We start from the raw sequence: 21,453 nt of genomic DNA, 5'->3' as shown, positions 1-21,453 counted from the left end.
GGGAATAAAGATTGAGCGGAGTCGTTTACACAAATATCCCGCCGGTTATGGCGGCGATAAAGGATGGGGATATAGAAACGCTTCGCGCCTTGCTCGACGCGGGGCACTCGCCGGACGAGCCGCAGCGCTATCTGTGGAAATGCGGAAATATGGATCGGGAAGGAGAGGCCGCGCCGCTTGAACTGGCCGTCATCGAAGGCCGGAAAGATATGGCGGAGCTGCTGATCAGCCGCGCTGCGGATATTTCGCGCTGCGGCGACGAGCTGCTGTACGCCTCGCTGCGCGGCGCGCTGTACGGTAGGGAATCCAGGCTTTCGATGTTCGCCTTCCTAATCGGCGCTGGGGCCGGAATAAGCGCGAATCAGAAATCAGTATCGCGGCTTTTCTCACATCTGGAAAATTATCACGGCTCGGACGTTCCGCCGCTTCTCGACAGGCTCGGCATGAACTTGGAAAAATTCGGCGGCGAAGCCCTGCGTACTATGGCGGCTTTCGGAAACATGACGCTGGCGGAATATCTGCTCGCCAAAGGCGCCGACATAAACTATCACAAGCCCGATATGGTATTCCCGTACGCATCGACGCCCGTCACGGAGGCGGCGCGCCGGGGAGATTTCGAGATGGTGCGTTTCCTCGTCGAACACGGCGCGGACGTCACCATTGCGGACAAATACGGCGACCGCCCGTACACACTGGCGGTGCAGAGTAAAAATCAGGAAATGGCGGATTATCTCATGGCGCTTGAGCCGGAGGACTGGCACAACGAACAGGAAAAGGCGCGCCAGCTCAAGCCCTACAAGCTGCCCGCGGCTATGACGGAATATCTGAAAACGGGGCCTCTGCGCCTTGAGTTCCCGGAGTACGAGCTGACGAAATGGGCGGAGCTTTACTCCTATATGGACGTTCAGGAGACCGTCTGGAAACGGCGGAAGCTGCTCTCAATCATGACGCGGCTCGACAATTACGACGGCTATATGCTTCTGTGGAGTCCGAAGGACAAACGGCTCTGGTATCTCGACGAAGAGCACGAGGAGTTCCACCCGCTCGCCGCATGGGACGATTTCATCGCCGCCCCGGGCCGCTACCTCAACGGCATGATAGAGGGAGAGTTCGAAGAATAAGGACGAGCGCGCGGCAAAACAGAAGCGGAAAAAGCTTGGCGTCGTCTTCTTCAGCAAATACAGGAAGCCATTCAACATAGCGATGGCGCTGATGCTCGCATACTGCGCCGCGACGATGATTGCGGGGCTGTGGAAGTAGGGCGGGCCTTTATTTTTTTGCCTCTTGCGCGGCTCGGCGGGATGAGGCTGGGCTGTAATGAAAAAGGCCGGCGCGGAGAACGCCGGCCTTTTCGCGCGCACCGCGGCGCTTACTCGCGGGCGCGCCTGTCGGGAGAGTTGACGCGGGTTATGGAGATGCTCTTACTCTTACGATAATCGCGAAAGCTTCGCTCTAGTCCTCCATCATGTAGGGGTACTTGAAGTCGCGCGGCGGGAGCAGATTTTCCTTAATCGTCCGCGGCGAGACCCAGCGGCTCAGGTTCAGCCGCGTCCCGGCCTTGTCGTTCGTGCCCGACGCGCGCGAGCCGCCGAAGGGCTGGAGCCCGACGGAGGCCGCGGTCGTCTTGTCGTTGATGTAGAAGTTCCCCGCCGCGTAGCGCAGGAGGCTCTTCGCCTCCTCTATCGCGGCGCGGTCGGCGGCGAAGACGGAGCCCGTCAGCCCGTAGGGCGAGGTCTCGTCGCAGAGGCGCAGCGTCTCCGTCCAGCGCGCGTCGTCGTAGACGTAGACCGTCAGTATAGGGCCGAAAATCTCTTCCTCCATCGAACGGAAATGCGGGTCCGTCGTCTTAATGACCGTCGGCTGGACGAAATAGCCGACGTTCTTGTCGCCCGCGCCGCCGTAGAGGATTTCCGCGTCGGGCGAATTTTTCGCGTAATTTATATAATCCATGCAGTTGTCGAATGAGGCCTCGTCGATTACCGCGCAGACGAAATTGCGGAAGTCTCTCGGGTCGCCCGTGCGCGTCTCGGCGAGCATCGCGCCGAGCTCCGCGTTCAGCTCGTCCCAGCGGCTCGCCGGAATATAGGCGCGCGAGGTTGCGGAGCACTTCTGCCCCTGGTACTCGAATGCGCCGCGCATCAGCGCCGCGGCGACGGCCTTCGCGTCCGCCGAGGCGTGCATCACGAGGAAGTCCTTGCCGCCGGTCTCGCCGACCAAGCGCGGGTACGAGACGTACTTGTTCAGGTTCTCGGCCACGCCGCGCCAGAGGCTGTTGAAAACCTGCGTCGAGCCCGTGAAGTGTATGCCCGCGAGCTCCTTGTGGTTCAGCACGACGCGGCTGCCGACGGAGCCCGGCCCCGGCATGAAGTTCAGCACGCCCGCGGGGACGCCCGCCTCCATGAAAATCTTCATCAGATACCAGCTCGAGAGCAGCGACGTGGTCGCGGGCTTCCATACGACGGTGTTGCCCATGATGACGGGAGCCATTGGAAGATTCGCGGCGATGGCGGTGAAGTTGAACGGCGTCACGGCGTAGACGAAGCCCTCGAGCGGCCTGTACTCCAGCGAATTGATGACGCCCTCCTCCGACGCGGGCTGGTCGCCGTAAAGCTCATCCATGCAGTGCACCGTGAAGCGGAAGTAGTCTATCGTCTCGCTCGCCGCCTCAATCTCCGCCTGCCACACGGTCTTGCTCTGCCCGAGCATCGTCGCGGCGTTCAGCAGGTAACGGTACTTCTTGTCGACAAGCTCCGCGATTTTCAGCGAAATAGCCGCGCGCTCCGTCCACGGCGTCGCGGCCCAGCGCTCGTGCGCCGCCGTCGCCGCCTTTATTGCGCGCTCCATCTCCTTCGCGCCCGCCTTGTGATATACGGCGAGCGTATGCGCGTGGTCGTGCGGCATGACTACGCGCCCCGTATCTCCCGTATATACCTCCTCGCCTCCGATGACGAGCGGAATCTCCGCCGTCTCCGACTCTATCTGCTTTATAGCCTCGCGCAGCAGCGCCCGCTCGGGGCAGCCCGGCGCGTAGCTCATCGAATGTTCGTTCTCCGGCCTCCTGAATCTGAAAAGCGCGTTGTTCATGCAGAACCTCCTGAAAGCTTTAATCGCAACTAAATTGCAATAAAAGCATAGCACCGCGTCCCGTGCCGTTCAAGCAAACAGAAGCGATATAAAACAACTAAAAGCCGAATTTAACGGAATAAAAACATGCGCGGAAATGATTTTTTGAAATTTTATACGCTGATGAATTTCGCCCTGCGCTCTCTCCGATTGGGAGAAAGACCGCATAAAGAAGCGGCGGGGCGTTTTTTGCGCTCCGCCGCTTTGCATGTCGTTTTCCCGTTTTCTACGCCTTTATCGAAACTACCTCGAATCCCGCGTCCTCTACGGCGCGGCGGATTTTTTCGTCTTCGACGGGGCGGTCGTAGGAGACTACCGCGGTTTCGGATTTGAGGCTTACCTTTGCGGAGGCTCCGTCGATTTTGTTTATCGCCTCGGTGACGCTGCGGACGCAGTGGTCGCAGTGCATTCCGGAGATTTTTACCGTTTTTCTGCCGAGGACGGGGCTGTCTAGCCGCTTTTCGGCGGGGGCCTTCGTCAGGCCGGAGCCGCCGCCTCCGCAGCAGGGGCTTTCGCCCTTGAAGTGTTTTACAGCGCCGCGCACGGCGAAGAACATGAGCGCGGCTACAAGCGCCAGTATTACGGCGTCAGTCATTCAACGCATCTCCCTTTTTGCTTTTCGTCCTACTTTTTGCGCAGCTTGCCGCTGATGAACTTGTGTCCGCAGTAGACGGCCGCGCCGATGAAGTATATGACGAGGAACGCCGCGAAGGCGTAGAACATCGAGCCTGTGGAATCTCCCATTTTTCTAGTCCTTTTTCTCTTTGAAGAGGTTTTCGTAGCGGTATGCGTCACGGCACGCCGAGCTGCAGCCCGCTCACCCGCCTCCGCACGCGCCCGCGGCGTTTCCTTTTTTCTTTTTGAGGCTGCGCGCCGCGACGAATATGCAGTACGCGGCTATAGCGGCTATTATCAGGATGTCTGCGCTCACGGGCTTTTCACTCCTTTTTGATGAACGGAGCCGGATACTTTTTTGCGTACCCGGCCCCGTTTCGGACTTTACTCAGATTATACCAGTCTTACGCGGCCTGCTGCACGGAGCGTTTCGAGTAGACCTTCTGGTTCTTGTACGGGTCGGGTCTGAAGAGCATGTAGAGGAGGAAGAGCGCCACTATGAAGGCCACTCCGGTCCAGAGCGTGAAGCCGCCGCCCGTGAAGAACGTGCCGAGCTGGAAGACGCAGAGGCAGACCATGTAGGAGAAGATGTTCTGGAAGAGTATCGCGAACCAGAACCACTTGCGGCTCTGCATCTGCTGCGCCATGGTTGCGATAGCCGCGAGGCAGGGCGAGTCGAGCATGTTGAAGAGCAGGAAGCTGAAGGCCGCGAGGGTCGTCGGGAACCATGCCGCCACCGCTTCCGCGACGGTCACGGCGTCTTCCACGTCTCCGGTTACGTTGGCGAGCACGCCCATCGTGGAGACGATCGCCTCTTTAGCGGTGAAGCCGGAGAGCGAGGCCGCGACGGACTGCCAGTTGCCGAAGCCGAGCGGTATGAAGAGCGGCGCGATGGCTCCGCCGATTTTGGCGAGGAGGCTCGCGGAGCTGTCTTCGACCATGCCGAAGCCGCTTTCGGTGAAGCCGAAGCCGCCGAGGAACCACATTACTACGCAGGCGACGAAGAGTATTGTTCCGGCCTTGATTATGAAGCCCTTGAGTCGCTCCCAGACGTGCATGAGGACGGTCTTAGCCGAGGGCACGTGGTACTGCGGCAGCTCCATGACGAAGGGCGCGGGCTTGCCGGAGAAAGGCGCGGTTTTCTTGAGCATTATCGCGGCGCAGAGTACCGCGGCGATTCCGATGAAGAACATGAGCGGCGCTATCACTCCGCCGGCCTCGTAGCTGCCGGTCGCGTAGCTCGCTATGACTCCGCCCATGAGCGCGATGACGGGGAGCTTCGCTCCGCAGGGGATGAAGGTCGCCGTCATTATCGTGAGGCGGCGGTCGTTGTCCTGTTCAATCGTGCGCGAGGCCATGATTCCGGGGATGCCGCAGCCCGAGGAGATGAGCAGCGGGATGAAGCTCTTGCCGGAGAGGCCGAAGTGGCGGAATACGCGGTCCATGACGAAGGCTATGCGCACCATGTAGCCGCAGTCTTCGAGTATCGAGAGGAAGAGGAAGAGTATCGCCATCTGCGGCACGAAGCCGAGCACCGCGCCGACGCCGCCGATGATTCCGTCGACGACGAGGCTCATGACGAGGTCGCCAGCGCCCACGGCTTCAAGCGCGCCGCCCGCGAGCCCCTGCACCCAGCCGACGAAGGTGTCGTTCGTCCAGTCCGTCACCCACGTTCCGACTGTCGTGACGGAGATGTAGTAAACGACGAACATGACGGCCATGAAGATGGGGATGCCGAGCAGGCGGTTCGTCACTATCTGGTCTATCTTGTCGGAGGCGGTCATCTGCTCCTTGCCCTTCTTGACGGCGGTGGAGACTATTTTCTGGATGAACTTGTAGCGTTCGTCGGTGACGATGCTCTCCATGTCGTCGTCGTGCTTCTCCTCGACGGCTTTTCTGACGGCGGCGAGAGCCGCGGCGCCGCTCTCCGAAAGCTTCATGCTTTCCGCGACTTTGCTGTCGTTCTCGAGCAGCTTTATCGCGTACCAGCGTTTCTTGTCCTCGCCGACCGACTCAGGCAGCACGGCCTTCACGTCGTCGATGGCTTTTTCCATCTCTTTGGAGAAAATTTCGCGCGGCAGGTCGGCCTCTTTTTTCTGCGCTACTTTGACTGCCTCTTTGATAAGCGCGTCGAGCCCCGTCTCCTTGAGCGCCGAGGTCTCGACGATCGGGCAGTCGAGAAGCATTGAGAGGCGCTCTGTGTCTACCTTGATGCCGCGCTTCGCGAGCAGGTCGGACATGTTGAGCGCGATGACGACGGGAATGCCCGTCTCGATGAGCTGCGTCGTGAGATACAGGTTTCTCTCGATGTTCGTCGCGTCGACGAGGTTGATTATTACATCCGGGTTTTCCTTGAGCAGATAGTCGCGGCTGACGACCTCTTCGAGCGTGTAGGGGGAAAGCGAGTAAATGCCGGGAAGGTCCGTGATGATGATTTCCTCGCCGGTTTTGACGCTTTTCAGCCGCCCCTCTTTCTTTTCCACCGTGACGCCGGGCCAGTTGCCTACGTACTGGTTGGCTCCGGTCATGGCGTTGAACATGGTAGTCTTGCCGCAGTTGGGGTTGCCGGCAAGCGCGAATCTCATGGTCATTCCATTTACCTCCTTGAAAAATTCCTATAAACGCAAATAATTCCGCAGGCTATTTGACCTGCACGCACTGCGCGTCGTTCTTTCTTACCGACAGCTCGTAGCCTCTGACCGTTATTTCCACGGGGTCGCCGAGCGGCGCGACCTTTCTTATATAAAGCTCGGTGCCTTTTGTGATGCCCATGTCCATGATGCGGCGTTTGTACGCGCCGTCTCCTTCGATCTTCGTCACGACCACCGTGCTTCCGACCTGCGCTTCGCCTAGAGTCATCGCCCTATCTCCTTTCCGTTCCTCTTCGAAATATCTATGAATACAACGGGCTATATCAGTATGTGGCGCGCCATGTCCTCGTTTATCGCAACGCGCGAGTCCTTGACGTTCACAATGACATTTCCCCCGATTGCCGAAATTACCGTGATTTCCGCGCCGGTGATAATCCCGAGGTTTCCGAGGAACCTTCTTGTCTCCTCGCTGCCTCCTACGCGGCCTATCACGTTTTTCTCCCCTACTCCCGCAAGCGTCAGCGGCATCATTTCTGCATCAACCCACTTTTGTTTCGGCGCGCCTGAGCACGCTGTGTTAGCGGCAACTAATCCGCTTCGTTCGTTAGTTTATGCTAACATTTGTGTATCGTCAAGGGGGTTAGCCGCAATTTACCGAAATTAAAAATTAAAAAAATCCGGTCTGCGGCACGCCCGGAGAGGCTTGTTTACATATACCCCTATGGGTATAATGACGGTGGAAACGCAATCGTTTTTTATACGGAGGGTGACTGCGGTGATTGTTGAAAAACTGGAAGAACTTCTCGAATGGGGCGGCGTGAAGCGTGACGCCGCGTTCCTCGCCGTCTCGGGCGCGGCGCTCGCGGCGAGCTTTTTCGGCGCGGACGTTCTGCCCTTCGACGCGGCGTGGATTGCAATCGCGCTCTGCGGCGCGCCGATAATCCTCGAAGCCTTTATCGGCCTCGTCACGGCCTTCGACGTCAAGGCCGACCTGCTCGTCTCGATGGCGCTCATCGCCTCGGTGAGCATCGGCGAGGACTTCGCGGCGGGCGAGGTGGCCTTCATCATGCAGATAGGCGCGCTGCTCGAAGACCTGACCGTCGCGAAGGCGCGCGCGGGCATAGAAAAGCTGGTGCGCCTCACGCCGAGGACGGCGCGCGTGCTGCGCGGCGGCGCGGAGGAAATCATAGCCGCGGAGACGGTGGCCGCGGGCGACGTAATCCGCGTGCTGCCGGGCGAGACGATACCGGCGGACGGAATTGTGCTTGACGGGCAGACATCCGTGGACCAGTCCGTGATGACGGGCGAGCCGATGCCTGTGGACAAGGGGCCGGGAGACGAAGTTGCGAGCGGCACGGTGAACCAGTACGGCAGCTTTACGATGCGCGCCTCGCGCGCGGGCGAGGACAGCTCGTTCCGGCGCATGGTGCGCCTCGTGCAGTCCGCCGACGCGGGCAAGGCGAAGATAGTGCGCCTCGCCGACCGCTGGGCGACGTGGATAGTCGCCGCCGCGCTGAGCTCGGCCCTCGCGGTCTGGCTCGTCACGGGCGAGGCGATACGCGGCGTCACGATTCTCGTAGTCTTCTGCCCCTGCGCGCTCGTGCTCGCGACGCCGACGGCAATCATGGCGGCGGTAGGCAACTGCACGAAGTACGGCATCCTCGTGCGCGAGGGCGACGCGCTCGAACGGCTCGCCGCAGTCAAAAACGTCGCCTTCGACAAGACCGGAACGCTGACCTACGGAAAGCCCGCCGTCGCCGCGGTGCGAAGCTTTGCGCCGGGCGTGACGGACGCGGAGCTGCTTTCGCTCGCGGCGTCGGCCGAGCTGCGCTCCGAGCACCCGCTGGGCAAGGCGCTCGTCGAGCGCGGCCGCGCCGAGGGCGCGTCTTTGCGCGAGCCCGAGGAATTTTCCATGCTTCCGGGGCTCGGGGTATCTGCTTCGTCCGCGGGGCGTAAAATCCTCGCGGGCAACGCGGAGCTGCTCGCGCGCGGAGGCGCGTCGCCGTCGCCCGAAATTCAGGCCGCGGCGGCGGAATACGCGAAAGAGGGGGCCATCGTCGTCTGGCTCGCGCTCGACGGAAAATGCGCGGGCTTCGCGGCGTTTTCGGACGAAATGCGCCCGAGCGCGCCCGAGGCCGTCCGCCGGCTGAAAAAGCTCGGCGTCGCGCCCGTGCTGCTCAGCGGCGACCGCGGCGAGGCCGTCGCGCACGTTTCGCGCATGGCCGGAATCGACAAAACGCGCTGCGAATGCCGCCCCGAGGATAAAATCAGGATAATCAGGGAATTCCAGGCCGCGGGCAGTCCCGTCTGCATGGTCGGCGACGGCGTCAACGATGCGCCCGCGCTGCGCGCCGCGCACGCGGGCATAGCGATGGGCGCGGTTGGCAGCGATATAGCCGTAGAGTCGGCGGACATCGTGCTCGTCGGCGACGACATAGGCGTGCTGCCGCACCTCTTCGCCCTCTCGCGCCGCATGATGAGGACGATAAAGCTGAACATGGCCTTCTCGATGGCGCTGAACTTCGCCGCGATAGCGCTCGCCGCCGCGGGGATACTCCACCCCGTGGCCGGCGCGCTTGTCCACAACGCTGGCTCCGTGCTCGTAATCATAAATTCGTCGCTGCTGCTGAAGTGGAAGGGCGCGGCGTAACACAACAAAAAAGAGGGGCCTCGCGGCCTCTCTTTTTTTGCGTAAATCCTCTTCTGTATCATTTGTGGCAGAAAATTTTCCGCCGCTCCTATAAAATCGCCTCAGAGTCCGGCTCGACCGTTTCGAGCGAGCAGCGGCGCGCGAGCGCCTCGCGGTCGGTTATTTCGACGCGGCCGCGGCGCGTGCGCACGACGCCCTCGCTTCGGAGCTGCGCGAGGCCGCGCGTGAGGTTTACGCGGCTCGTGCCGAGGATGTCCGCGAGTTCCTCCTGCGTTACCGCGTCGAGGCCGCCCGCGGGGGCGAGAAGGTAGAGCAGGTTGCAGAGCTTGAGGAAAGAGCCGTTGTACTCCTGGTGCGCCGTCTCGTAGAGCAGCAGGTTCACGTAGGAGGCGTACCACTCGACGAGCGCCGCGGCGAGCGCGGGATTCTCGCGGAAGTCCGCCTTCGTAAACTCCAGCGTCTCGACCGGCGAGAGCGCCTCCGTCGTAATCGCGAGCTCTATCCTGTAGCCGCGCTCGTGGTAGACGGGGAAGAGCGTCCCCGCGCCGTGGAACGAGATTATTTTGCGCCGCCCGTTCTCGTGCTCGACGCAGCATCGCGCCGCGCCCGAGAGTATGTAGTGCATCCGCCCGAAGGGCTCGCCCGGCGGCCACAGAAATTCGCCGCGCGCGAAGCTCCGCCGCCCGTGCGGGCGCGAGAGGAAATATTCGTGAAAGGCGGAGAAGTCGCCCGTGAAAAAATAACGCGGCGTACGCACGGCGGTCACGCTCCTTTGCGGGGCTTTTTGCGTATTTTATCACGCGCGGACATGACGATGACGAAAGAACATAAAATGTGCGGGGAGGAAAAATTTATGAAAAAGGTAAAAATAACGGTGCTCAGGACGACGTTCGACAGGGAGCTGGCCGCGGAGTACGGCGCGCCGGGGCTCGGCCCCTGCCCGATGATGCTCGAAGGGCAGACCTTTTACGCGGACTACGCGAAGCCCGAGAGGCTCTGCGACGAGGCTTGGAAGGCGATATACCAGTATGTCTTCGCGCTCGCGCACGGGGGGAAGGATACGCTCTTCTATTTCGGCGACTGGATAGACAAGCGCGGCGTCGCGATATGCAGCTGCAACGACGGCCTGCGCCCCGTGATTTTCAAGCTCGCAGCGACGGACGAGGAGGCGGCGATAGATTATACGCCGGTGCGGTGAGGCGTGGAGAATCTGCTATAATGAGGGTGTAGGAGTAAAATCTCCAAAAAGCGGAGAACCATGCCATTAAGTTGGAACTGAAAAAGCGGAGCACCCTGCCATGAGTGGGAGTTAAAAAAGTAAGGCGCGGAGGATTTTTCGTCTCCGCACCTTTTTCGTTTTTTGTTGACTTTATTTGCCGAGGTAGCCGCCGTCTACGGGGATGACCGCGCCGGAGACGTAGTCGCTTGCGGCGCTGGCGAGGAAGAGCGTGACGCCCTTGAGGTCGTCGGGCTTTCCCCAGCGGTGCGCTGGGATGCGGCCCGTTATCTCTTCGTAGTAGCGCGGGTTCGTCGTCTTGATGTCTTTCGTGAGCGCCGTCTCCATGTAGCCGGGCGCTATCGCGTTGACGCAGACGCCGCGGCTTGTCCATTCGTTTGCGAGCGCCTTCGTGAGCTGCGCGACGCCGCCCTTGCTCGCGGCGTAGGCGGGGATGCGCTCGCTGCCGAAGAATGAGGTCATCGAGGCGACGTTGATGATTTTGCCGCAGCCGCGCGCGAGCATGGCGCGGCCCGCGAGCTGCGATAGCGCGAATACTGCGCTGAGGTTGACGTTTATTATCTTCTGCCATTCCGCGAGCGGGAAGTCCTCGGCGAATGCGCGATGCTGCACGCCCGCGCCGTTTACGAGAATGTCCGGCTCGCCGAGCTTCGCGGCGGCCCTTTCGTAGAGCGCTTCTATCTTGTCGAGCTCTGCGAGGTCGCCCGCTTCGTATAGCACCGGCGCGCCCTCCGCGCCCATCTCGCGAGCGGCGCGCGCGAGCGTAGCTTCGTCGCGTCCTATTATGAGCACGCGCGCGCCGGCCTCGTGCAGCGCCTCGGCCATCGCGCGGCAGAGGCCGCGGCCTCCGCCCGTGACTATGGCCTTTTTGCCTTCGATGTTGAAGAGTTCGCTGACGTTCATGCTTTTCGCTCCTTCGGTAAGCTCGTGACGCTTTGCCGGATTTTATAAAAAAATCCCGCCGAACGGCCGCCGCCCGTCGTTTTTGCCGCGGGCGCGCGCGTGCGGCGGTTTTCCGTGATTTCCGCGGCTTTCTGCTATTTCGCTTCCGCGCTTAATTTTTCGGCTATGCGCACGGTCTCCATCGCGTCCTTCGCGTAGTAGTCCGCGCCCGCATATTCTGCGAGGTGCGGCGTGAGCACCGCGCCGCCAACGATTATCTTCACGTCCGGGCACTCGCGGCGCAGCAGCGCGATAGTATCTTTCATGCTCGCGACTGTCGTAGTCATGAGCGCCGAGAGGCCGACTATCTTCGCGCCGGTCCCGCGCACGGCTTCGGCGACACGCTCTGGCGGCACGTCGCGGCCGAGGTCCGTCACGTCGAAGTTGTAGTTCTCTAGGATGACGCGGACGATGTTCTTTCCTATGTCGTGTATGTCGCCGTAGACGGTCGCGATGACGAGCTTCGCGCCCTTCTGCGCGCCGCCCTCGCGCGCGAGCTTCGCGCGCAGCACCTCGAAGGAGGCTTTCGCGGCCTCGGCGGATTTTATGAGCTGCGGCAGGAATATCGCGCCGGTCTCGTAGTCCTTGCCGACGGCGTCGAGCGCGGGGATTATCTTTTCTTCTATAACTTCCATCGGCTGCGTGCCGCCCGCGAGCAGCTCTTCTGCGGCCTTCGCGGCTTCGTCCTCGAGGCCGTGGGTTATCGCGTAATGTATGTCGGCGCGGCTTTCCTGCTTAGCTTCCGGCTTCTGCTCTGGCGCGGCGGCGGAGCAGCGCGCTATGTAGGCGGCGGCCTCTTTGTCCTCGCCGAGCAGCACGCGGGCAGCGGCTACGGTTTCAGCCATTCCCGCGTCGCCGGGGTTCATTATCGGCGCGTCGAGCCCCATCGCGAAGGCCATCGCGAGCATCGTGCGGTTGACGACGGGGCGCATCGGCAGGCCGAACGATACATTGCTGACGCCGAGGACTGTTTTGACGCCGAGCTCTTTTTTGACGAGCGCGAGCGCCTTCAAGGTCTCGGCGGCCTGCTCCTGCTGCGCGCTCGCGGTCATAACGAGGCAGTCTATGAGCACGTCCTCGCGCGGGATTCCCGCGGCTTTCGCGGCCGCGACTATGCGGCGCGCGATTTCAAGGCGCGCCTCGGCGGTCTTCGGCACGCCGTTTTCGTCGAGCGCGAGGCCGAGGACGGCGCAGCCGTATTTTTTCGCTATCGGGAGAATTGATTCGAGAGATTCTTTTTTGCCGTTGACGGAGTTGAGCAGCGGCTTGCCGTTGTAGACGCGCGCCGCGCGTGCGAGCGCCTCGGGCGACGAAGAGTCGAGCTGGAGCGGCAGCGGCGTGACGGCCTGGATTTTCTGTGCGGCCTCCGCGAGCGCCGCGGCTTCGTCGATGTCGGGCAGCCCCGTGTTGAGGTCGAGCGCTTGCGCGCCCTGCTCCTGCTGGCGAAGCGCCTCGCGCAGCAGGTAGTCGGTGTCGTGCGCACGCAGCGCCGCCTGGAGCGCTTTTTTGCCGGTCGGGTTGAGCCGCTCGCCTATGACCGTGATTCCGCCGTCGAAGTCAACGACGCGCGACGGCGAGCAGATTACGGTGCGGCGCGGAGCGTCCGGCTCCTTCGGCGCAAGGCCCTCTATCGCGCCGCGGACGAGGCGGATGTACTCGGGCGTCGTGCCGCAGCAGCCGCCTATGAAGCGCACGCCCTCCGCGACGAATTCGCGCGCGTACTCCGCGAACTGTTCCGGGGTAACGTCGTATGCCGTTTCGCCGTCGCGTATGACGGGCAGCCCGGCGTTGGGCTGAACGAGGACGGGGATGTGCGCGCAGGCGAGGATGCGCTTCACTATCGGCGCGAGCTGTTTCGGCCCGAGCGAGCAGTTGACGCCGAGCGCCGAGACGCCGAGCGCCTCGAGCGTCGCGACCATCGATTCGACGCACGCGCCGAAGAAGGTCGTGCCGTTCTCCTCGAAGCTCATCGTCGCGAATATGGGCAGCTTCGAGTTTTCCTTCGCCGCTATGACGGCGGCCTTGAGCTCGTAAAGGTCCGTGAAGGTTTCGAGCAGTATGAAGTCCGCGCCCTTGCCCTCTCCGGCGCGGACGATTTCGGCGAACACCTCGACGGCCTCGTCGAATTCGAGGTCGCCCGAGGGCTTGAGCACGCGGCCGCACGGGCCGATGTCGAGCGCGGCGTAACGTCCGCCGAACGAATCCGCCGCGGCTCTCGCGTTGCGCACTCCGGCGCGCACTATATCCGCGAGCGGCGCTCCGGCCTTTTCGGCCTTGAAGCGGTTCGCGCCGAAGGTGTTCGAGAGCACGACGTCGGCTCCCGCTTCGAGATATTCTTTATGTATCGCCGTTATCTCTTCGGGCGCGGTCAGGTTCAGCGCCTCGGGCACGGCCCCGAGCTTCAGGCCGCGGCGCTGGAGCATCGTCCCCATAGCGCCGTCGAAGAGCAGGATTTTGCCCATGTCTATCATTCCGGCACGCTCCTATCCGCGCTTGACGCGCAGCGAATAGAGCACGCCGCGGATGTTTTCGCAGATGCGCTTCGCTATCTCGGGCTGGTTCATCGTGTAGAGGTGGATGCCGTCGACGCCGCTTGCGAGCAGGTCTATTATCTGCGCCGTCGCGTAGGCTATGCCCGCCTCGCGCATCGCCATCGCGTTGTGTCCGTATGCGCGCAGCAGCTTCTGCACGCCCGCCGGCACCGACGCGCCGCAGAGCGTCACCATCTTGTTTATCTGCGCGGGCGAGGTTATCGGCATGATGCCCGCCTCGATGCGCTGCGTTATGCCGAGCGCGCGAGCCCTGTCGCGGAACTCGTAGAAATGCTCGTTGTCGAAGAAGAGCTGGCTTATCAGCGCGTCGACGCCGCACTCGCATTTCGCCTTGAGGTACTTCAAATCCTCCTCCATCGAGTATGCCTCGATGTGCTTCTCGGGATAGCATGCCGCGAAGATATGGAAGTCGTAATTTTCGTTGATGAATTTGATGAGGTCGCTCGCGTGCGAGAAGTCCTTCGTCCCCTCGCCGACGATGTCGCCGCGCATCGCAAGGATGTTCTGTATCCCCTTGTCGCGCAGCGCGTCGAGCGTCGCGCGCATCTCGTCGCGCGTCGAGCCGATGCAGGTGAGGTGCGCGAGCGCGGGGATCGCGTAGTCGCGCTGGATTCGCGAGGCTATCTCAGCCGTGTTCTCGCGGCTCGAGCCGCCCGCGCCGTAGGTGACGCTGATAAGGTCGGGGTCGAGGCTCGCGAGCGCGTCTACCGTGTTGAAAATCTGCGAGAGGTCGCCCTTGCCCTTGGGCGGGAAAATTTCAAATGAAAAAGTCGGCTTGTCGAGCTTGAAAAAATTCTTCATGTCCTTCGGTCTCCTCTATTCCTTCGCCGCGAGCGCGGCTTCGACTATCTGCGCCGCGCCGTCCTCAGTGTTCGGCGGGGCTACGATGTCCGCCGCCTCCTTCACCGCGTCGCGCGCGTTGCCCATCGCGACGCCCGTGCCGGCCCAGCGTATCATCTCCGCGTCGTTGCCGCCGTCGCCTATCGCCATAACGTCCTCGCGCGCGACGCCGTAGAGCTCGCAGACGCGGCGCAGCGACTCCGCCTTGTTCACCGACGGATGCACCATCTCGATGAAGGCGTTCCACGAGGTCGCCTGATAAATCCGTCCGCCGAACTCGCGGCGCACGTCGTCGCACATCTTGGCGAAAAGCTCCTTGTCGAACGAGACGCCGAGCATCTTCGCCGAGTCGCAGCCGCAGGTCCAGAACCTCTCGCCGAGCGCGACGGCCTTCTGTCCGCAGATGTTCTCGTAAAATTTGCAGCGCTCGTCCGCGTCGTCCATGACGACGAGCCTGTCGTCGCAGTACATCTGCACGTACCAGCCGCGGTCGCGGAAGAACGAGAGTATGTCCGCCGCGAGCTCGCGCCCGAGATAGCGTTGGTACAGCGTCTCGCCGGTCGCCGTGTCGCGTATCAGAGCGCCGTTGTAGAAGATGCATGCGCCCTTTATGCCGACGTCGTTTATATGTATCATCGCGGAGGGGTACATTCGCCCCGTCGCCGCGACCACGCGGATTCCGGCGTCCTGCGCGGCGCGCAGGGCGCGCTTCGTCCTCTCCGTGAGGCGGCTCTCGCCGTCGAGCATCGTCCCGTCCATGTCAAGCGCAATAAGTTTCGGTCTTTTCATATCGCCCACACCGCCATTGAAATAATTTCCGAGGCCACGGCGACGGCTCCCATTACGTCGCCGTTGGTCCCTCCGAGCCTTTCGTTCATATATTTAGCCGCCGCGAAGCCCGTGAGTCCCGCCGCCGCCGCGCATACCGGAAGCCGCACGGGGGCGAAGGGAAGGAAAATCACGAGCGCGGCGAGCGCGCTGAAAAGGTCGTAGAGCGTATAGTCGTCTACCCAGCCTTTCGCCATGCCGCTCTCCCACGGGTAACGCCCGAAGTAGGCCGCGGCGTTCTCCGCGAAGCGCGCCGCCGCCGCCGCGGTGACGCAGGCGCAGAGCCTTTCGCCGGGCGCGACGGACGAGAGCAGCGACGTCCAGAGGCCGAAGGCGATTACGAGCGACGCTCCGCCGAACGAGCCGAGGCGGCTGTCCTTCATCACCTCGCGCAGCTTGTCGCCCGAGCGCCCGGAGCCGATTCCGTCCCAGACGTCGCCCCAGCCGTCGAGGTGCAGCGCCCAGCCGATGACGAAATAGAAGGCCGCGCCGGCCCACGCGCAGGCGAGCGGCGCGAGGCCGAAGAATCCGGCAACAGTCACGACGAGCCCCGTGAGCAGCCCCATGAGGCCGCCCGCCGCTGGCGCGAGCGTCAGCACGCGGTTCCCCGGCGGCATCGTCTCCGGCCACCATTTCTGCGGCAGAGGGATGCGCGTCAGCAGAGTCCATATAACGACGAAGCGCGCCGCTATGTCGCGGCGCATCGAGGGCGAGGTCAGCTCGGCCTCCAGCCGTTCGGAACATTCGCGGAATTTATCTTTGAAACCTTCTATTGGAGCCACCTCCGTGAAATGAAGAAAAGAGCGGGATTTTTACAGGCCGAGCGGCGCGCCGCCCTTGACCCAGAGCGGGCAGCCCGCGACTACGAGAGCGACGCCCTCCGCGTAACCGGCGCAGAGCTGGTTCATGCGCCCCTGCATGTCGCGGAAACGCCGCCCCATGCGGTACGGCGGCACGAGGCCGAGGCCGACCTCGTTGCTCACGACGACGAGCGAGGCGTCGGGCTTCACGCTCTCGAACAGCCCGCGCGCGAGCGCCGTAATTTTCGCCTCCTCGGCGAGCCATTCTGCCTCGCCGCCCTCCTCCGAGGCGGGGGAGGCGAGGAAGAGCCGCGTCAGCCACATCGTGAGGCAGTCCATGAGCATCAGCCCGTCCGTGCGCGCGACTGCGGCGGGCAGCCCGCGCGGATCGCCCTCCCACGTCGCCCACGAGGCGGGGCGGCGCGCGCGGTGCAGCTCGATTCGCTTTTCCATCTCCGCGTCGGCGCAGTCCGCCGTCGCGAGGTACGTCACGGGGCCTTTATATGCGAGCGCTATCTTTTCGGCGTATGTGCTCTTGCCGCTCCTCGCGCCGCCGAGGATGAGAGTTATATGTCCCATGATTAAAGCCCGAAGTCTATGTTGTTGATGAGGTTTTCGAGCGTCTGGCCGACGAAGTCGCCCTTGCTCGTGCCGCCGCCCGTGTCCGTGCCAGGCCCCATCGGTATCTCGAACTTGAAGCGGAAGGTCGTGTTGCCGTCCTTCATCGTCTCGTTGTCCTCGGGGTCGCCGCCGCTCGACGGTATCAGCGCCTTCGACGAGCGCATGTTCATCGCCTGCGAGACGCGCAGATGCGTAATCTCGGGATTCGAAACCGTGCCGCCGATGCCCATGCCGATGAACTTGAATTCGTTCTTCGCGAAGCCCGATATGACGCCGCCGAGAAGGCTCTGCAGCGCCTCTTCCTTGTTGAGCGTGCCGGAGGCGAGGTCGGAGCCGGCGCTGATGATGCCCTGGAAGGCTCCGAGCACGGAGTTCAGCGCGCGGATGTTGACCTTGCCGAGCGCGAAGAACGAAAGCTCCTTCTCGCTGTTTATCGCGCCGTCGACCATGACGTTGCGGTAGAGCATGTCGCCGTCGGGCGCTATCGCCTGGCTGCCGGGCAGAAGCGTGAAGATGCCGTCCATGTAGGTGAAGGTCGCCTGCACCGTCTTGTAGCGTATCGGCTTGCCGCCCGTGAACTTCTTCGCCTTCTCGACGAAGCTGAAGCCCGAGAGTTCGCCGTCGGTGAGCGAGAGCGCGCCGCCGCCGCGCACCGTGGACATGCGGCCCGTCTCGCCGCTGCCGCGTATCTTGAGGTCGGCCTTGCCGCTTATCGAGCCCTTCATGTTGGGCGCGAGCTGGCTCATGAGCGCCTTTAGGTCCGTGCCCATGACCGTGAGGTTGCCGCCCCAGCGGCTGTTTTCAAAGTCGAAGCCCGCGCCGCCGGAGAGCGTGCCGCCGTTGGTCTTGGCCTTGAGGTCTTCGACTATCATGTAATGCTTGGAAACGTAGAACGGCGCGCTGAGATCCTCAAACTTCACGCCGAGCAGCCGCAGGTAGGGCGAGGTTATCGAGCCTGTGCCAGATATCTCCGCGAGCTTGCCGGAGCCCTCCATCGAGAAATTCGCCGTGCCGCCGAGGCGCGCGCGGAAGTTGTCGGGCATGTAGGCGCTGAACTGGCGCACGTCTATATCCGTGCCCTTGATGTTGAAGTCGCCGTACCATTCGCCCTCCTCGGACCAGAAGCGGCCGTGGGCGCCGAAGTCCCCGTCGCGCAGGACTGCCTTCGCCTCGGTGATTTCGACCTCTTTCATCGTGCCGCCGCATTTTACGTTTATCATCGGAAGCATGAAGCCGCGGTATCTGAGCGGCGCGACGTGCGCCGTCGCGTCGAAGCGCGGATTGCCCACCGTGCCGCTGACGACCACGTCGCCGTCGACGAGCCCCTGCACGGAGCGCGCGGCGGGCAGATGGCGGCGCACGAGCTCGTAGAGATTGAGCTTTTTGATGCCGGCGCGTATTTCAAGCTTCGCGTCGGAGAAGGACTGCCCCGGCGCGGGCATTTCGATGCGGCCCGTGCCGCTCGTCTCGCCCTTGAGGAACAGCCCCGAGGTGCTTTCTATTAGAATCTCCTTCGGGCTGCCCGTTATCACTCCCGCGAGCTCGTCTACGCGGAATTCGCGCCACGCGAGTTTTTTGCCCGAGAAGTCGAAGCTCCAGTTCAGCCCGTCCGCGGCGGAGCCCGCAGTGACCTTGCCCGAGACCTCGCCCGAGATGTCCTCGTTCGCTTCGAGCAGGCCGTTGATTATCGAGAAGTCGACCTTCGAGAACCGCCCGTCCATCTTCCACGACGCGGGGACGGCGGTGCCGTCGGCCTTCTTCGACGGAAGCGTCACGTCGCAGTTCACCGTTCCCGTGCCGCCGCCTGCGTATGCCGTCACGGGCGAAAGCTTGAGCGAATCGCCCGAATAGGCTATCCCGGCCTCGAGCTTCGCTATCTTGAGCGTGCGGAACTGCGCGGCTCCGGTCTTGACAGTTGCCTTTACGACGGGCGCGGAGGGCGCGCCCGCGACGCTCCAGCTGCCGCTCGCGACGCCTGAGACCTTGAGGGTCTTGAGTATGTCCGCGTAGGAGTAGAAGCGCTTCACGTCGGCGTTCTTAAAGGTGCCCTTGAAGTTGAGCGCGCCGCCGTTCGCCGCCTTCTGCGAGAATGTACCCTCAGCGGTCGCCGTGACGCCGTTCCACTGCGCCGATGCGCGTTCGAGCGAGAATACGCCCGTCTCCATCGCGTAGGATGAAATTACGCTGATATTTGAAATTTTGCCGATTTTGTCGACGCTGACCGACGGCGTCGAGGCGCGCAGGCCGACGACCCATTTGCCCATCAGCCCCTTGCAGGTGCCGGAGACCGCTATGCTGCCGTCGGCCTTGAGCTTCGCCGTCTGCGGGAAGCTTTTCAGCACCTTGTCGAGCACTATGCCCTCGCTTGTGAATGTCAGGTCCGTCGGAATTTTATCGCCGAGGCTCAGCGTCCCCTTCAGCGCGAGGACGCGCCCCTCGGAGGTTCCCGTCAGGTCGAGCACGCCCGCGGGCTTTCCGTCGAAGACCGCGCTGCCGCGCAGGTCCTTCAATTTTATCTGCTTATAGCCGAGCTGCGAGGGGCCGAGCTCCACGCGGCCCTTTAGCGCGTTGAGCGGCCCTTCGAGGTTCGCCGTCAGCGATGAAATCTCGCCGCTCGCCGCAGCGGCCGCGCCGTTCGCGCTGCCGCCGAGCTGGCTCTTCCAGTCGTCGAATTTCAGATTTTTCGCCTCTGCGGAGAATTTGAGATATTTGTCGGGCTTCGTCATGTCGAGCTCAAGGCTGCCCGCGAGCTCGGAATCGAAGACCTTGCCCTGGTTCAGCTCCGCCTTTATCAGCTCCGGCGTGACGCTCCACTTTACCGCGACGCCGTCTAGCGGCATGCCGCGGACGACGGCCTTGTTCAGCGTTCCGGAGCCCTCGGAGACGAATTTGCCGTCCGCGAGCGAAGCCGAGCCCTCGCCCGAGAGCCGCCCCTTCACGCCGTACTCGCCAATCTTCGGCACGAGCTTCGCCGCCGTCGAAAGGTCGAAGTCCGCCAGCGCGAACTTCACGTCCTGCGAGGGGAACAACGCGCCGGAGATCTCCGCGCGCCCGCCGTCGAGCTCCACGGCGAGGCCGCTCGAGCTCCAGCCGCCCTCCGGCGTGTTTTCCACAGCGCCGTCTATCACGACCGCGACGCCGTTCACGGAGGCGCTCGCCTCCGCGTCGAAGTGCTTCGAATCCTCTATGCGCAGCGCGCCCTTATCGACAGCGACCGCGCCGTAGGGCGTCTCCACCTTGACATCCCGAACGAATATCAGGTCTATCGGGATGTTGAGCGGCGCGCTCTCTTCTTTCTTTTCGGTCTTGGGGATGAGCGACTGTATCTTCTCCATCGATGTGTCGACGCCGGAGACCGCGAGGCGCGACAGCCGCGGCGAGCCGCTCACGAGGCTCGGCACGGAGAGCGAGGCCGTTACGCGCCCGACCGAAAGCATCGTCTCGCCGCCGCGCGATATCTCGATGTCGCGCACGGAGAGGCCGAAGACCGGATGCCAGCGCAGCGCGCCGACTGTGAGGTCGGCGTTCAGATACTGCTTCGCGTACTCGGATATCTTGGCGCGCGCGAAGGCGCTCAGCGAATCCATCTTGTAATAGGCGACGCCTCCGCCGCCTCCGATGAGGAAAATCAGCAGTACGAAAAATACGAGCCAGCCGCGCCCTCGCGCGCGCGGTTTCTTTTCTTTTTTATCTATATTTTCGACGGCTTCCGCGTTCTTGTTCTCTTCTGCGCCGTTCTGCAAGATGATCACCCTGTTACGCCGCGCCTCCGGGCAGCCTCCGACGCCCGCGCACGGCACATTTTAGTCTCGCGTCGTTACAGTGAGACACGATAATTTTATCACGTCAAGAGCCTTTTTTACGCCCTTCCGCGCTCTTCGCGGCGCGCGGCTTTTTCTCCGTTGCCGCGGGGTCCGCCGCGTCGGGCAGAGCGCCGCCCGCTACCTCCCACAGATACATCGCGGCGAGCGTCCCGCAGGGCGAGTAGCGGCGGCGGTAGCGCTCGAAGCGCTCGCGGTCTATCTCGCGGTGACGGTAGAGCATACGAAGCCCGCGCCTGATGCCGAAGTCTCCGAAGCTCAGCACGTCGCGCCGCTGGAGCGTGAAGGTCAGCAGCATCTCCGCTGTCCACAGCCCGACGCCGCGCAGCCGGCAGAGATATTCGGCGGCCTCCTCGTCGCTCATTCCGCGCAGAGCCTCCGCGTCGAACTCTCCCGAGGCCGCGCGCCGCGCGAGGTCGAATATATAGTCCGCCTTGCGCGCCGAGAGGCCGAAGGGCATGATCCCCTCCGCGCCGCGCGCGAGGATCTTCTCCGGCGTCACCTCGCCGAGCCCCTCGCGCACACGGGCCCAGACGGCGCGCTGCGCCGCGCCCGAAATCTGCTGGCCGACTATGTGATGCACGAGCGCGGGGAAAATCTCCGGCTCGACCTCGCGCCGTATCGGCCCGATGACTTCGATGGCGGCCGCGAGCTTTTTGTCCCGCTTCTTCAGGTATTCGACTTCTTCGTCAGTGTAGGAAAAGTACATAGCGCCGTCCTCCCGCCGTAAGCTTACGGAAAAGATTATAGCGTGACGGCGCGCCGCGGTCGAAGCGGAAAGGCGCGAAGCGCGCGCGGGCCGCGCGGAGTTTGCGGCGCGGGCGCCGAATATG

17 protein-coding genes are annotated in these 21,453 nt (G+C 62.7%); 3 read left to right on the top strand and 14 right to left on the bottom strand.

Annotated elements, in window-relative coordinates; translation table 11 throughout:
• Positions 1–11 precede the first annotated feature (11 nt).
• Positions 12–1,121, top strand: coding sequence for an ankyrin repeat domain-containing protein (locus ABGT66_RS12735; RefSeq protein ID WP_346691115.1), 1,110 nt, complete (start codon positions 12–14; stop codon positions 1,119–1,121).
• Between the two features lie 331 nt (positions 1,122–1,452).
• Here ABGT66_RS12735 and pruA read toward each other — a convergent pair whose 3' ends face one another.
• The 5 genes from pruA to ABGT66_RS12710 form a co-directional block, all read right to left on the bottom strand.
• Positions 1,453–3,084 carry an L-glutamate gamma-semialdehyde dehydrogenase gene (gene pruA, locus ABGT66_RS12730; RefSeq protein WP_346691114.1) on the bottom strand — a complete coding sequence of 544 codons (1,632 nt, stop codon included), beginning with the start codon at positions 3,082–3,084 and terminating at the stop codon, positions 1,453–1,455.
• 265 nt (positions 3,085–3,349) lie between these two features.
• On the bottom strand, positions 3,350–3,718 hold the full coding sequence (locus ABGT66_RS12725) for a heavy-metal-associated domain-containing protein (protein WP_346691112.1): 369 nt from the start codon (positions 3,716–3,718) through the stop codon (positions 3,350–3,352).
• A 424-nt stretch (positions 3,719–4,142) separates the two neighbouring features.
• A complete protein-coding gene (gene feoB / locus ABGT66_RS12720; protein WP_346691110.1) occupies positions 4,143–6,329 on the bottom strand; it encodes a ferrous iron transport protein B in 2,187 nt (728 codons plus the stop codon).
• A 49-nt stretch (positions 6,330–6,378) separates the two neighbouring features.
• Complete coding sequence (locus tag ABGT66_RS12715) at positions 6,379–6,597, bottom strand: ferrous iron transport protein A (protein WP_346691108.1); 219 nt, start codon at positions 6,595–6,597, stop codon at positions 6,379–6,381.
• 50 nt (positions 6,598–6,647) lie between these two features.
• On the bottom strand, positions 6,648–6,860 hold the full coding sequence (locus ABGT66_RS12710) for a FeoA family protein (protein ID WP_346691106.1): 213 nt from the start codon (positions 6,858–6,860) through the stop codon (positions 6,648–6,650).
• Positions 6,861–7,104: 244 nt separating this feature from the next.
• Here ABGT66_RS12710 and ABGT66_RS12705 point away from each other — a divergent pair, with 244 nt between their 5' ends.
• A complete protein-coding gene (locus ABGT66_RS12705) occupies positions 7,105–8,979 on the top strand; it encodes a cation-translocating P-type ATPase (protein ID WP_346691105.1) in 1,875 nt (624 codons plus the stop codon).
• A gap of 88 nt (positions 8,980–9,067) precedes the next feature.
• Here ABGT66_RS12705 and ABGT66_RS12700 read toward each other — a convergent pair whose 3' ends face one another.
• Positions 9,068–9,745, bottom strand: a complete 678-nt coding sequence (locus tag ABGT66_RS12700; protein ID WP_346691103.1) for a Crp/Fnr family transcriptional regulator — start codon at positions 9,743–9,745, stop codon at positions 9,068–9,070.
• Between the two features lie 87 nt (positions 9,746–9,832).
• On the opposite strand from ABGT66_RS12700, the gene ABGT66_RS12695 reads away from it, so the two are divergent.
• The gene (locus ABGT66_RS12695) at positions 9,833–10,177 is read left to right on the top strand and encodes a TIGR04076 family protein (protein WP_346691102.1); all 345 of its coding nucleotides are present in this window, start codon (positions 9,833–9,835) and stop codon (positions 10,175–10,177) included.
• Between the two features lie 171 nt (positions 10,178–10,348).
• On the opposite strand, the gene ABGT66_RS12690 is transcribed toward ABGT66_RS12695, so the two are convergent.
• The 8 genes from ABGT66_RS12690 to ABGT66_RS12655 form a co-directional block, all read right to left on the bottom strand.
• Positions 10,349–11,119: an SDR family NAD(P)-dependent oxidoreductase gene (locus tag ABGT66_RS12690; protein WP_346691100.1), complete on the bottom strand. Its 771-nt coding sequence runs from the start codon at positions 11,117–11,119 to the stop codon at positions 10,349–10,351.
• Between the two features lie 134 nt (positions 11,120–11,253).
• The gene (locus ABGT66_RS12685; RefSeq protein WP_346691098.1) at positions 11,254–13,629 is read right to left on the bottom strand and encodes a homocysteine S-methyltransferase family protein; all 2,376 of its coding nucleotides are present in this window, start codon (positions 13,627–13,629) and stop codon (positions 11,254–11,256) included.
• Positions 13,630–13,641: 12 nt separating this feature from the next.
• Positions 13,642–14,511, bottom strand: a complete 870-nt coding sequence (metF, locus tag ABGT66_RS12680) for a methylenetetrahydrofolate reductase [NAD(P)H] (protein ID WP_346691097.1) — start codon at positions 14,509–14,511, stop codon at positions 13,642–13,644.
• A gap of 15 nt (positions 14,512–14,526) precedes the next feature.
• Positions 14,527–15,339 (bottom strand): Cof-type HAD-IIB family hydrolase, encoded by an 813-nt coding sequence (locus tag ABGT66_RS12675; RefSeq protein ID WP_346691095.1) that lies wholly within the window; start codon positions 15,337–15,339, stop codon positions 14,527–14,529.
• Complete coding sequence (locus ABGT66_RS12670; protein ID WP_346691093.1) at positions 15,336–16,160, bottom strand: adenosylcobinamide-GDP ribazoletransferase; 825 nt, start codon at positions 16,158–16,160, stop codon at positions 15,336–15,338. Before ABGT66_RS12670 ends, ABGT66_RS12675 begins: the two co-directional genes overlap by 4 nt.
• Positions 16,161–16,190: 30 nt before the next feature.
• Positions 16,191–16,757, bottom strand: a complete 567-nt coding sequence (cobU, locus tag ABGT66_RS12665) for a bifunctional adenosylcobinamide kinase/adenosylcobinamide-phosphate guanylyltransferase (RefSeq protein ID WP_294192355.1) — start codon at positions 16,755–16,757, stop codon at positions 16,191–16,193.
• Between the two features lie 2 nt (positions 16,758–16,759).
• A complete protein-coding gene (locus ABGT66_RS12660) occupies positions 16,760–20,551 on the bottom strand; it encodes an AsmA-like C-terminal region-containing protein (RefSeq protein ID WP_346691091.1) in 3,792 nt (1,263 codons plus the stop codon).
• 94 nt (positions 20,552–20,645) lie between these two features.
• On the bottom strand, positions 20,646–21,329 hold the full coding sequence (locus ABGT66_RS12655; RefSeq protein ID WP_346691089.1) for a DNA-3-methyladenine glycosylase 2 family protein: 684 nt from the start codon (positions 21,327–21,329) through the stop codon (positions 20,646–20,648).
• Positions 21,330–21,453 lie beyond the last annotated feature (124 nt).

This window comes from uncultured Cloacibacillus sp. (genome assembly GCF_963926575.1).
GTDB classification, from domain to species: Bacteria; Synergistota; Synergistia; order Synergistales; family Synergistaceae; genus Caccocola; species Caccocola faecigallinarum.
The sequence above is the reverse complement of the archived record's forward strand: the minus strand, read 5'-3'. Positions and strand labels throughout refer to the sequence as shown.